At 70.4% G+C, this 12,356-nt stretch carries 10 protein-coding genes; 6 read left to right on the top strand and 4 right to left on the bottom strand.

Going from position 1 to position 12,356, the window contains the following annotated elements:
- The 6 genes from VF794_RS09195 to VF794_RS09220 all read left to right on the top strand — a co-directional run.
- On the top strand, positions 1 to 678 hold a 678-nt coding region (locus tag VF794_RS09195), incomplete at its 5' end, for a DJ-1/PfpI family protein (RefSeq protein ID WP_331108844.1).
- A gap of 138 nt (positions 679 to 816) precedes the next feature.
- A complete protein-coding gene (locus tag VF794_RS09200; protein ID WP_331108846.1) occupies positions 817 to 2,061 on the top strand; it encodes an HlyD family secretion protein in 1,245 nt (414 codons plus the stop codon).
- Between the two features lie 5 nt (positions 2,062 to 2,066).
- Positions 2,067 to 2,807, top strand: coding sequence for an ABC transporter ATP-binding protein (locus tag VF794_RS09205; protein WP_331108859.1), 741 nt, complete (start codon positions 2,067 to 2,069; stop codon positions 2,805 to 2,807).
- 26 nt (positions 2,808 to 2,833) lie between these two features.
- Entirely contained in the window at positions 2,834 to 5,263 is a 2,430-nt protein-coding gene (locus tag VF794_RS09210; RefSeq protein ID WP_331108848.1) for an ABC transporter permease, read from the top strand.
- 47 nt (positions 5,264 to 5,310) lie between these two features.
- A complete protein-coding gene (locus tag VF794_RS09215) occupies positions 5,311 to 6,720 on the top strand; it encodes a sigma-54 dependent transcriptional regulator (protein ID WP_331108850.1) in 1,410 nt (469 codons plus the stop codon).
- A complete protein-coding gene (locus VF794_RS09220) occupies positions 6,717 to 8,066 on the top strand; it encodes a sensor histidine kinase (protein ID WP_331108852.1) in 1,350 nt (449 codons plus the stop codon). The genes VF794_RS09215 and VF794_RS09220 overlap by 4 nt, the downstream gene beginning before the upstream one ends.
- 6 nt (positions 8,067 to 8,072) lie before the next feature.
- On the opposite strand, the gene VF794_RS09225 is transcribed toward VF794_RS09220, so the two are convergent.
- The 4 genes from VF794_RS09225 to VF794_RS09240 form a co-directional block, all read right to left on the bottom strand.
- Positions 8,073 to 10,280, bottom strand: a complete 2,208-nt coding sequence (locus VF794_RS09225; RefSeq protein ID WP_331108853.1) for an ATP-binding protein — start codon at positions 10,278 to 10,280, stop codon at positions 8,073 to 8,075.
- A 28-nt stretch (positions 10,281 to 10,308) separates the two neighbouring features.
- A complete protein-coding gene (locus tag VF794_RS09230) occupies positions 10,309 to 11,556 on the bottom strand; it encodes a serine/threonine-protein kinase (RefSeq protein ID WP_331108855.1) in 1,248 nt (415 codons plus the stop codon).
- Between the two features lie 88 nt (positions 11,557 to 11,644).
- Positions 11,645 to 11,935 carry a hypothetical protein gene (locus VF794_RS09235; RefSeq protein WP_331108857.1) on the bottom strand — a complete coding sequence of 97 codons (291 nt, stop codon included), beginning with the start codon at positions 11,933 to 11,935 and terminating at the stop codon, positions 11,645 to 11,647.
- Between the two features lie 255 nt (positions 11,936 to 12,190).
- The coding region (locus tag VF794_RS09240) for an ATP-binding protein (protein ID WP_331108861.1) at positions 12,191 to 12,356 on the bottom strand (166 nt) is incomplete at its 5' end.

Consider the following 12,356-nt stretch of genomic DNA (forward strand, 5'->3'; position numbering starts at 1 on the left):
GTCGTGTACCCAGAGATGACGCCGCTGGACTTGGTGGGGCCGCTCCAGGTGCTCAAGCCGCTGGAGAACTTCGGGCCCTTCGAGGTCGTCACGGTCGGTGAGCGCCTGGAGCCCGTCACCACCGACCTCGGGATGCGCATCGTCCCGGAGCGCACGTTCGCCGACGTCCCACGGCCGTTCGCCCTCGTCCTCCCGGGCGGCGTGCTCGGTCCCATCCAGGCCATCACGAACGAGGCGCTCATGGCCTATGTCCGCTCGGCGGGAGCCACCGCTGAGGTGCTGGGCTCGGTGTGCACCGGCTCGCTCATCCTCGCCGCGGCCGGGCTGTTGAAGGGCCAGCGCGCCACCACGCACTGGTCCTTCCTCGATGCCCTCGGCCGTTTCGGCGCCCAGCCCGTGCGCGAGCGGTGGGTGGAGGACGGCCGGGCCATGACGGCGGCCGGCGTGTCAGCGGGCATCGACATGGGCCTCGCCCTGGCCGCGCGGCTCGCCGGGGACACCGTTGCCCGGAGCATCCAGGCCATCATCGAGTACGAGCCCCAGCCGCCCTTCGGCATGGTCGACTGGGACTGGGTGGAGCGGGTGGACCTCAAGCGCTCGTTGCTCACCCCCTACGTGCCCGCCATCCAGAAGATCCTCGCGGGCCGGCCGGAGCTTCTGGCGACGCTGCTGCCGTAACGGGAGGGGCTGTCCGCTTCTGGGACGACTCTTTCCACAAGTGGGCAGAACCCCCGGGGGCCCCCCTGCCATCCCGAGTGATTCCAGGGGGTTGCGAGGCCGTTCGGCCCTGGCACGAGGTCTGCTCAAGGCCGGGGCGTGGACATCCCCAAGAAACCCAAGTCCCGTCGCACGCCCTGGCTCCTGGCGAGCCTCGGGCTCCTCGCGCTGGTCGCCGTGACGGTGGGCCTGTCCCGCCTGCGCGCCGCCGCTCCCTCGGTGGAGCGCAATGGCGTGTGGCTCGACACCGTGAAGCGTGGACCGATGATTCGTCAGGTCAAGGGCGCGGGCACGCTGGTCCCCGAGCGCATCCGCTGGCTCACCGCCGACACGGCGGGCCGCGTCGAGCGCATCCACGTCCGGCCCGGTACTCCCGTGGAGCCGGGGACGATCCTGCTGGAGCTGTCCAACCCGGACGTCCAGCTCCAGGCCCTGGAGGCCGAGCGCCAGCTGGCCAGCGCGGAGGCGGAGTTGATCGCCCTGCGCACCAACCTGGAGACGCAGCGCATCTCCCAGGAGGGAGTGCTCGCCACGCTCCAGACCGAGGCCGCCAACGCCGAGAGCCAGGCCGAGGCCACGGTGGCACTGATGGATCGCTCCTTCGTCCCGAAGCTGGAGGTCCAGCAGGTGAAGGGCAGGGCGGGCGAGCTGTCCACGCGCCTCAACCTCGAGCGCCAGCGCCTCCACGTGATCCAGAGCAGCACGCGCGAGCAGCTCGCGGCACAGGCGGGGCAGATCGAGCGGCTGAAGGCGGTGGCGCGCTTCCGCCGGACCCAGGTGGAGTCCATGCAGGTGAGGGCGGGTGAGCCCGGGGTGCTGTCGGAGCTGCCGCTGGAGCTGGGGCAGTGGGTGACGCCGGGCACGGTGCTCGCCCGGGTGGTGCAGCCCGAGAAGCTGAAGGCGGAGCTGCGCATCGCGGAGACGCAGGCGCGGGACATCCAGCTCGGGCAGCGGGCCGAGGTGGACACGCGCAACGGCGTCGTGGAGGGAGTGGTGGCGCGCATCGCCCCCTCGGCGAGCCAGGGCACGGTGCGCGTGGAGGTGACGCTCACCGGCGAGCTGCCCAAGGGCGCGCGGCCGGATCTCACCGTGGAGGGCACGGTGGAGCTGGAGCGGCTGGGCAACGTGCTGTCCGTGGGTCGGCCCACGGGCGCGCAGCCGAACTCCACGGTGTCGCTCTTCAAGCTGGTGGCGGGCAGTGACGAGGCGGTGCGGGTCCCTGTGCGGCTCGGCCGGGGCTCGGTGAATTCCATCGAGGTCGTTCAGGGCCTCGCCGAGGGGGAGCAGGTGGTCCTCTCGGACATGACCGCGTGGGACGCGGTGGAGCGGGTGAGGCTGCGATGACGGCGATGACGATGACGGCACAGGAGACGACTCGGATGGAGACCCCGGCGCAGGCACAGCAGAAGGCCCTCCTCCAGTTGGAGGGGGTGACCAAGGTCTTCGAGACCGAGGAGGTGGAGACGCACGCCCTCTCCGACGTCCACTTCTCCGTGCGCCCCGGCGAGTGGGTCTCCATCGTGGGTCCCTCCGGCTCGGGCAAGACGACGCTGCTGGCGGTGCTGGGGCTGCTGGACACGGCCTCGCGCGGCACCTACCTGTTGGATGGTCGCTCCGTGTTGGACCTCTCCCCGGCGGAGCGCGCGATGGTGCGCAACCAGCACATCGGCTTCATCTTCCAGAGCTTCAACCTGATCGGCGACCTGTCCGTCTACGAGAACGTGGAGCTGCCGCTCACCTACCGCGGCATGCCGGCGGACGAGCGCCGCAAGCGGGTGGAGCGGGCGCTGGATCGGGTGGGGATGGGCCACCGGGCGCGGCACATGCCGGGGCAGCTCTCCGGCGGTCAGCAGCAGCGCGTGGCCGTGGCGCGCGCGGTGGCGGGGGACCCGCTCATCCTCCTGGCCGACGAGCCCACCGGCAACCTCGACTCGAAGAACGGCGAGCAGGTGATGCAGCTGCTCTCCGAACTCCACAAGGGCGGTGCCACCCTCATCATGGTGACGCATGACCCGAACCAGGCGCGGCTCGGCACGCGCACGGTGAGCCTCTTCGATGGCCGCGTCGTGCAGGACGAGCGCATCCGCTGATCCCCCGTCTCTCTGGAACCCCCCTCATGGACACCCTCCTCCAGGATGCGCGCTTCGCGCTGCGCCTGCTCCGCAAGAATCTGGGCTTCACGCTGGCGGCGGTGCTCACGCTGGCGCTCGGCATCGGCGCCAACACCGCCATCTTCAGTGTGGTGAACGGCGTGCTGCTGCGCCCGCTGCCGTACCAGGAGCCGGAGCGGCTCGTCTTCATCCGGGAGGGCTCGCCCGCCTTTCCGAGGATGAGCGTCAGCCTTCCCGATTTCGTGGACTGGAGGGAGCGCCAGCGGACCTTCACCGATCTGGCGGGCTATCGCAGCAACGTGGCGTATGACCTCACCGGGGTGGATGTCCCCGAGCGGCTCACCGCCCGTCTGGCGAGTGCCTCGCTGCTGCCGCTGCTGGGGGTGCAGCCGGCACTGGGGCGCAACTTCCTTCCCGAGGAGGACACCCGGGGCGGGCCTCCGGTGGCCATGCTCTCCCATGGCTTCTGGGTGCGGCGCTTCGGCCAGGATCCGAACATCCTCGGACGGACCCTGACGCTCAGTGGCGTGCCTCACACCGTGGTGGGCGTGTTGCCGGCGGACTTCCGTTTCGCCGCGGAGCGGGACCTCTGGGTGCCCTTGTCCCGATCGGACGCCCGGCTCTTCGAGCAGCGCGGCAACCACCCGGGGCTGTTCGCGCTGGGGCGGCTCAAGCCCGGCGTGACGCTCGAGCAGGCGAGGGCGGACCTCGAGGGCATTGGCCGGGCGCTGCTGGAGGCCCAGCCGGACGTCGACAGCAAGGTGATGCCGCAGGCCCAGTTGCTCCATGAGAATCTGGTGGAGGAGCTGCGTCCCAGCCTGCTGGCCCTCATGGCGGCGGTGGGCTTCGTGCTGCTGATCGCCGCCATCAACGTCGTCAACCTGCTGCTCGCCCGTGGCACGGCGCGCCAGCGCGAGCTGGTCATCCGCGCCTCGCTGGGAGCCGGGCGGGGCCGGTTGATCCGCCAGATGTTGGTGGAGTCCGCGCTGCTGTCGCTGGTGGGCGGTGGGCTCGGGCTGGTGCTGGCGCTGTGGGGCGTGGACCTCCTGGCGGCCTCGCGCCCGGAGAGCATCCCCACGGCCACGAGCTTCTCCGTGGACGGGCAGGTGCTCGGCTTCACCCTCGTGCTGTCGCTCGGGGTGGGGGTGCTGCTCGGCCTGCTACCGGCGCTCCGGGCCAGCCAGGTGTCGCTGGTGGAGACGCTCAAGGACACGGGGGCCGGGGCCGCGCGCTTCCGCGGGCGGGCGCGTGACACGCTCGTGGTGGCCGAGGTGGCGCTGGCGCTCATGCTGCTGGTGGGCGCGGGACTGCTGGCGCGCACGTTCGTGCGGATCAGCCAACTGGACATGGGCTTCCGGCCCGAGGGTGTGCTCACCCTGCGCATGTCCTTGCCGGAGAGCCGCTTCCCAGGCGCGGACTCGCTGCGGAATTTCCCCGAGCAGGTGCTCGAGCGGCTTCAGACGATGCCCGGTGTGCGCGCGGCGACGTATTCCAGCGGGATGCCCCTGGCTGGCTTCTCGGAGACGAGCTTCCAGGTCGTGGGTCAGCCTCCTCTTCCCCTGGGAGAGGCACCGCTGGCCGCCTACTTCATCACCGCCTCCAACTACTTCGAGACCCTGGGCACTCCGATCCTCGAAGGACGGGGATTCCTGTCCACGGATCGCAAGGGGAGTGCGAAGGTCGTCGTGGTGGACGAGGGGCTGGCCAGGCGCTTCTTCTCCGGCCGCGGCGCGGTGGGCGAGCGGATCAGCTTCGGGGGCCCCGACAATGTCCTCGAGATCGTCGGGGTGGCGAAGCACGTCACCGCTTATGGCCCTGGCGAGAACGAGCCCGCTCCCTTCCAGATCTACATTCCCTTCCAGCAGGTCCCCGACGGGAACATGGCGTTCGCCGGGCGCTCGTTGTTCCTCGCCATCCGCGGCGACGGTGATGCGAACGCACTGGTGCCGGGGGTGAGGCAGGAGTTCAAGTCCCTCGACCCGGACCAGGCACTGGCGGGGCTGGCCCCCATGGACTCGCTGGTGGAGGGGGCGCTGGAGGAGCGCCGGTTCGTTCTCGGGCTCGTCGGGCTGTTCGCCGTGCTCGCCCTGGTGCTCTCGAGCATCGGCATCTACAGCGTCATGTCCTACACGGTGGCCCTGCGCACCCGGGAGATGGGCATCCGCATCGCCCTGGGGGCTCGGGGCGTGGACGTCGTGCGCCTGGTGGTGGGCTACGGGGTCCGGCTGGCCGCGATTGGCGTGCTGGTGGGCGCCGTGGCCGCGGGCGTGCTCACCCGGTTGCTCGGCAGCCTGCTGCACGGGGTGGAGGCGACGGATCCCCTGACGTTTGGTGCGACGGCGGTGGTGCTGGCGGGCGTGGCCGTGTTCGCGAGCTGGGTCCCCGCCCGGCGCGCGTTGAGGGTGGACCCGGCCCAGACCCTCCGTGCCGACTGAAGTCGTCCCTGGCTTCTGGCAGAGTCTCTTCCTCTCAGGTGTCCGCCGTGTCCGAGTCCGCTTCCACCGCCCCCAGCAGCGCCCCGCAGGCGCGCATCCTCATCGCCGATGACCAGATCGACGTGCTGGAGGCCCTGCGTCTGCTGGTGAAGCGCGACGGCTACACCGTCCTCACCGCCCAGTCCCCGGCCGGCGTCCTGGCCATGCTGGAGTCCGAGGACGTGGATGTGCTGCTGATGGACCTCAACTACGCGCGCGATACCACCTCCGGACGCGAGGGGTTGGACCTGCTCGCGCGCGTGCGCCAGCTCGACGCCACGCTGCCGGTGGTGGTGATGACGGCATGGGGCAGCGTGGAGGGCGCGGTGGAGGCCATGCGTGGCGGGGCCCGCGACTACGTGCAGAAGCCGTGGGACAACACGCGGCTGCTCGCCACGCTGCGCACCCAGTTGGAGCTGGGCCGCGCACTGCGCCGCTCCCGGCGTCTGGAGGAGGAGAACACCCACCTGCGTAAGGGGGGGGAGCGCACGGCCTTCGTCGGGGAGTCCCGGGCGATGCTGCCCATCCGCCGGCTGGTGGAGCGCGTGGCACCCTCGGGGGCCAACGTCCTCATCACGGGCGAGCACGGCACGGGCAAGGAGGTGGTGGCGCGCTGGCTCCACACCGCTTCCAGCCGCCCCGAGCGCCCCTTCGTCGCGGTGAACTCGGGAGGCCTGTCCGAGGGCGTCTTCGAGAGCGAGCTCTTCGGCCACGTGAAGGGCGCCTTCACGGACGCGAAGGCGGACCGCATCGGCTGCTTCGAGCTGGCGGACGGCGGGACGCTCTTCCTGGACGAGATTGGCAACATGCCGCTCACCCAGCAGGCCAAGCTGCTGCGCGTGCTCCAGACGGGCGAGTTGCACCCGGTGGGTTCCTCCAAGGTGCGCCGGGTGTCGGTGCGCGTCGTGTCCGCGACGAACGTGGACCTGTCCAAGGCGGTGGCCGAGGGCCGTTTCCGCGAGGACCTGCTCTACCGCCTCAACACGGTGGAGGTGCACCTGCCGCCGCTGCGTGACAGGCGCGAGGACATCCCCCTGCTGGCCGCGCACTTCCTCGGCGTGCAGGGCCAGCGCTACGGGCGCCCGGGCATGAAGCTGGCGCCGTCCGCGCTGGACGCGCTGATGGGCTACCCCTGGCCCGGCAACGTGCGCGAGCTGGAGCATGCCGTGGAGCGCGCGCTGCTCATGGCCGCCGGGGACGAGGTGACGGCGGAGGATCTCCTCCTGCGCCGGGGCGGTGGCCGTGAGGGCCAGGCCCGGCTGGAGGAGATGACGCTGGAGGAGGTGGAGCGCCACCTCATCGAGCGCTCCCTCTCCCGGCACGAGGGGAACGTGAGCGACGCGGCCAAGGCGCTCGGCCTGTCGCGCAGCGCGCTCTACCGCCGCATGCAGCACTACGGCATCAAGGGCGCGCGGTGAGCCGTCGCCGGGGGAAGCTCGCGCACGACGTGCACGTCTTCCTGCTGGCGCTGCTGGCCGGGCTCCCGGGTTCTCTCACCGCGCTCGTGCTCCTGTGGACGGGGGACGCGAGCCCCAAGGTGTTCTGGACATTCTCCGTGCTGGTGCTGGGCGTGTATCTGGGGGCGGCGCTCGCCCTGCGCGAGCGCGTCACCCGGCCCCTTCAGACGGTAGCCAACCTGCTCGCCGCGCTGCGTGAGGGGGACTACTCGGTGCGCGGTCGAGGGGCACGGGGAGGAGACCCGCTGGGCGAGGTGCTCCTGGAGACCAATGCCCTGGGCGACACCCTGCGCGAGCAGCGGCTGGGGGCGCTGGAGGCGGGGGCGCTGCTCACCCAGGTGATGGAGGAGATCGACGTCTCGGTGCTCAGCTTCGATGCCGAGGGGACGCTGAAGCTGGTCAACCGCGCCGGGGAGCGGCTGCTCGGGCTGCCCCGCGCGCACCTGATGAACCAGAAGGCGGGGGCGCTCGGGCTGACGGAGCTGCTGGAGGGCCCGGTGCCGCGGCGGCTCACGCGCACCTTCGCGATGGAGGGCGGGCCGTACGAGCTGCGGCGCGGCACGTTCCGGCAGGGCGGGCTGCCGCACCAGCTCGTGGTGCTCACGGACTTGAGGCTGGCGCTGCGCGAGGAGGAGCGCGAGGCGTGGCGGCGGATGGTGCGGGTGCTGAGCCATGAGATCAACAACTCGCTCACGCCCATCCACTCCATCTCCGAGTCGCTGCGGGACTCGCTGGCGCAGGTGCCACGCGCGGCGGACTGGGAGGAGGACGCGAAGGTGGGCCTGGGCATCATCGCGCGGCGCAGCGAGGCGCTGGGGCGCTTCATGTCCGCCTACGCGCGGCTCGCGCGCCTTCCACCGCCAAGGCTGGAGCCCGTGGAGGTGGAGCCGTGGGTACAGCGGGTGGCCGCGCTGGAGACGCGGCTGCCGGTGGAGGTGCGCCCGGGCCCCATGCTCGCGGTGAGCGCGGACTGCGATCAGCTGGAGCAGCTCCTCATCAACCTGGTGCGCAACGCGGTGGACGCGGCGCGGGAGCGGCGGGGCAGGGTGTGGATCTCCTGGACGGCGCCCTCGCCGGACGCGGTGGAGGTGTGGGTGGAGGACGAGGGCCCTGGGCTGGCGGACACGGCCAACCTCTTCGTGCCCTTCTTCACGACGAAGCCCGAGGGCAGCGGCATCGGGCTGGCGCTCAGCCGGCAGATCGCCGAGGCGCATGGAGGTAGCCTGCGCCTGGAGAACCGGACGGAGGGCCCCGGGTGCCGCGCGCGGCTGCGGCTGCCGTTGAACGGGGCCGCGGTCCGGCGTTGAGGGCCCTCAGTTCTTGGTGACGGCGGGCAGGCGGAGGATGAAGGTGCTGCCCTTGCCGGGCTCGCTCTGCACCTCGATGCGGCCCTTGTGGCGGGTGATGATGCCGTAGCTGACGGACAGCCCCAGCCCGGTGCCCTGGCCCCGCGGCTTGGTGGTGAAGAAGGGCGTGAAGAGCTTGGAGAGCGTCTCCGGCGTCATGCCCTTGCCCGTGTCGGCGATCTCCACCACCACGTCATTGCCCTCGTGCCGGGAGCGGATGCGGATCTCTCCGCGCGTCTCGATGGCGTGGGCCGCGTTGACGAGCAGGTTGGTGAACACCTGGGAGAGCTGCGTGGGGTGGAAGCTGATGGGCGGCAGCGCTCCGAAGTCGCGCTTCACCTCGCATTTGTACTTCAGCTCGTTCCACACCATCTTCAGCGTCGAGGACAGCTCCGCGTTCACATCCACGAGCTGTGGCGCGCCGGAGTCCTCCCGGGCGAACGCCTTCAGGCTGTGGGCGATCTCCAGGATGCGCCGGGTGCCCGCCTGCGACTCCTGGATCATCTCCGGCATGTCCCCGAGGATGTAGTCCACGTCGCCCTGCTTCCACTGTTCGCGCATGCGCTCGAACAGCTCCTCCCGGGCCTCGTCGGTCATGGGGACCTGGCCCTCCATCAGCTCGCGCTGGAGCTCGAGCAGCGGGGCGAGCACCGATACGTACTCGTCGAGCGTCCCCAGGTTGCTCATCACGTAGCTCACCGGGTTGTTGATTTCATGCGCGACGCCGGCCGCCATCTGCCCCAGCGAGGCCATCTTCTCGGCCTGGATGAGCTGGGCCTGCTGATCCTCCAGCTCCAGCGTGGCCTGGCGGAGCTTCTCGCTGCGGGTGCGCACCAGCTCCTCGAGGCTGTCCCGGTGGCGCCGCAGCTCCTCCTCCTGCTGGCGCAGGCGCTCCTCCGTCTGCTTGAGGGCGGTGATGTTGCGGATGAGGGACACGCCCTCGTCGGGACCGCTCCGGTAGATGCGCGCCTCGTAGTGCTGGAGCCCTCCCAGCTGCGGCATGTCCAGCGTGTACTCGAAGACCTCGAGGGTGCCGTGCTGGATGGCGCGCCCCAGGTGCAGGAGGAACTTGTCGATGACGGACTGCGGCAGGGGCATCTGCCGGATGTTGCGGCCGATGATGGAATCGGGCGGCGCCGCCGTCTGCTGGGTGTTGTTGATCGCGAAGTCGAGGTAGGTACCGTCGGCGCTGTTGCGGAAGATGAGGTCCGGGAGGGCCCGCACCAGGGCGCGCAGGCGCTCCTCGCCGCGCTTGCGGGCGTTGATGTCCACATTGGTGCCCACCATGCGCAACGGGCGGCCCTGTGGATCGCGCGCCACCACCTTGGCCCGGCCCAGCGTCCACGTCCACGTGCCGTCCTTGCGCCGTGCGCGGTACTCCACCTCATAGAGAGGCGTCTTGCCCTCCAGGTACTCGCGGAAGCGCTGACTCAGCTCGGCCAGGTCGTCCGGGTGGCATAGTTGCTTCCACATGTCGAAGTTGGCCGGGAGTTCTTCTTCCGCGTAGCCCAGCAGGCCCAGCCAGTGCGGGCTCATGAAGAGCTTCCGGGTGGTGAAATCCCAGTCCCACAAGCCGTTCTCGACGTTGTCGAGCGCCAGTGACAGTCGCTCCGCCCGCTGCGCGTGGGCGTGGAGCTGTTCCTCCTGGGCATGTCGCCGCCGCTGGCCGAGCAGCATGGCGCCGCAGGTGGTGACGAGGGGCTGGAGGAAGTCGACCAGCCGGGCGTCATCGCCACTGGAGCGGTTGGCGAGCCCTACCAGCCCCACCTGCTCGCCCCCGACCTCCAGGGGCAGGCCCAGGAAGGTGCGCGGGGAAGGGGTGAGCGCGGCCCTCACGCCTGTCTGGAGGTCTCCAGGGGCGGGGAGCTCCCGGAGGGCCTCGGCCCACTCGCGCGGCGTGCTGGCGAGCACCTGGAGCGAGGGGACTCCCTCGGCGGAGGGCCGCACCTCGGCGATGAGGCCGGACTCGCTGCCCGTCAGCTCCAGCACCACCGCCAGCAGTCGCTCGAACAACGCCGGGACGTCACCGCCCAGGAGCAGCTCCGACTGGGCCGTGTTGAGCGCCCGCAGCAGTTGGGTGGTGGCCCAGGGCTCGTCGCCCGAGGCGCCCGAGGTCTCGGGCACACCGGGCCAGTCCCGGGAGACCGGATCCGAGCCTTTGGGAACAGAGGGCATGTCGTGAAACTCTACTCGAACGAGGCGGCTAGCTGAAGAGCACGAAAATCAGGTGCCCCAGGGAAGCGAGCAGCACCCCGGCCGCCAGGGTGCTTCCGATGATGACGGCGACGGGGTTGCGGTCCACCTGGCGCAGCAGCCCGTGCAGCCCGCGCTTGATGGCGGTGCGCTGGCAGAGCACCTGGATGCGCCCGTCCATGACGGCCCGGAGTGCCTCCATCATCTCATCGACGGACTGGTAGCGCTGCGCCGGGTCCTTCGCGAGCCCCTTGGTGAGGAACCACCCCAGCTCGCAGGGCACACCCGACTGGTGCGGGTTGTTCGGAATCTCGAACAGCTCGGGCTGATGCTTCTGCACGCCCTCGAGCACGTCCGCCAGCGACTGGCGCCCCTCCAGGTAGTGGTTCAGGTAGAGGAACTCGTGGAACAGGACGTTCAGGCTGTAGGTGTCGCTGCGCACGTCGACCTGGTCATGCTGGCCGCGCGCCTGCTCGGGCGACATGTAGAGCGGCGTGCCCACCACGGCGCCCAGCTGCGTGCGCAGCGAGGCCGCCTCGCGCAGGTTCGTGGCCGCGGCCCCCGTCGAGCCCGAAGCCTGGGCCGTCTCCCCGGGCTGGCTCACGCGCCGCGCCAGGCCCCAGTCCACCACCGTCACCTCACCATAGGGCCCCACCATGATGTTGGCGGGCTTGAGATCCCTGTGGATGAAGCCCTTGCGGTGCGCGTACCCCAGCGCGTTGAGCACGCCGATGAAGATCTGCACCCGAATGGGGAAGGTGTAGTGGGCGTGCGCGGCGCGATCGCCCTGGCGCAGCTTCTCGATGATGGACTCGAGCGTCTCGCCCTGCAGGTGCTTCATCACGAAGTAGTACCGGCCGCGCTGGTCGATGCCCACGTCGTGGACCGGGACGATGTTCGGGTGATCCAACTGCCCGACGGTGCGGATCTCCTCCACGAAGCGCAGCAGGCGGTCCAGGTCGGCGCCCTCCGGCAGGCGCTTGAGGGCCACCATCCGCTCGATGTCGTGGTCCTTCAGCAGCACCACCTCGCCCATGCCGCCCTGGCCCAGGGGCCGCACTTCCTCGAAGCGCTCGCGTTGGAAGGGCACCACGTCCTGCCGATCTCCGTTCCACTGGACGCGCGGCAGCACCGTGCCGCGGTGGGTCGGCACCGGCACCTGGGTACTGGCGGGGAGGCCCTCGTTCCGGCTGGCGCCTGGAGACAGCAGGGTGGAGTCCACGGAGACGTTGGGCACGTAGCGGAGGGTGTCCGTCATGGGTCTCCTGAATAACAGAACCTCCGGCGTCCTGCCCGCCGTCGGGCGGGTGTGGGCGAAGGTAAGGAGGGGACCCGGTCCCAGCGCTTCAGTAGGCCGTGAGGGACAGGGAACGACCGGCTTCGAACCGCGGCTCCCTCTGGAGCCTCTCCAGCACGCCGGAGGTGCAGTGGAGGGTGACCATGGCGATGCTGCCCGGCTCGCTCACCCACTTCACCGCGTTCATCAGCTCATGGTTCCGCAGGTAGCTCAGCACCGAGTCGCGGAACTGCTGGCTCTCCGCTCGCCCGGCCGCGTGCACGGCGGCGCGGTCTCGCTGGGGCGCGGGGCAATAGTGCGCTGGCTCTTCCCGGGGCATGACGATGGTCTCGATCCACATGAGTTGAGCCTCCGGTCTTGAGAACCAAGAAAAGCGCCTATGAGATTATCGCATTTGGGCCCGGTTGGGTTGCGTCAAAATGCATTCGTGTGTACGCGCCCCGTGTGCGCGGCCCTGCGTGCATGTAGCCATCCACGGACTCAGCGGGAAGCGGAAGTCCCTCGCGCCCATGGAGACTGATGTCCGCCGACGGCAACTGTCACATTCATGAGGCGTGGGCTGCCCGGGGGGCGGGCGGGCGGGCGGTGAGCCGGTTCAGGACTCCCGCGCCACCGGGAGCCGGACGGTGAAGGTGCTGCCCTGTCCGGGCTGGCTCTTCACGTCGATGCGGCCCTGGTGGCGCGTGATGATGTCCTGACTGATGGACAGGCCCAGTCCGGTGCCCTTGCCCGGGGCCCGGGTGGTGAAGAAGGGGGTGAAC

Origin of the sequence: Archangium sp. (assembly GCF_036389735.1) — a bacterium.
GTDB lineage: Bacteria > Myxococcota > Myxococcia > Myxococcales > Myxococcaceae > Archangium.

Bases quoted from the DNA above. Each gene is read 5' to 3' on its own strand.
- VF794_RS09210 (WP_331108848.1), top strand. From the start codon at position 2,834: ATGGACACCCTCCTCCAGGATGCGCGCTTCGCGCTGCGCCTGCTCCGC.
- VF794_RS09205 (WP_331108859.1), top strand. From the start codon at position 2,067: ATGACGATGACGGCACAGGAGACGACTCGGATGGAGACCCCGGCGCAG.
- VF794_RS09235 (WP_331108857.1), bottom strand. From the start codon at position 11,935: ATGTGGATCGAGACCATCGTCATGCCCCGGGAAGAGCCAGCGCACTAT.
- VF794_RS09225 (WP_331108853.1), bottom strand. From the start codon at position 10,280: ATGCCCTCTGTTCCCAAAGGCTCGGATCCGGTCTCCCGGGACTGGCCC.
- VF794_RS09230 (WP_331108855.1), bottom strand. From the start codon at position 11,556: ATGACGGACACCCTCCGCTACGTGCCCAACGTCTCCGTGGACTCCACC.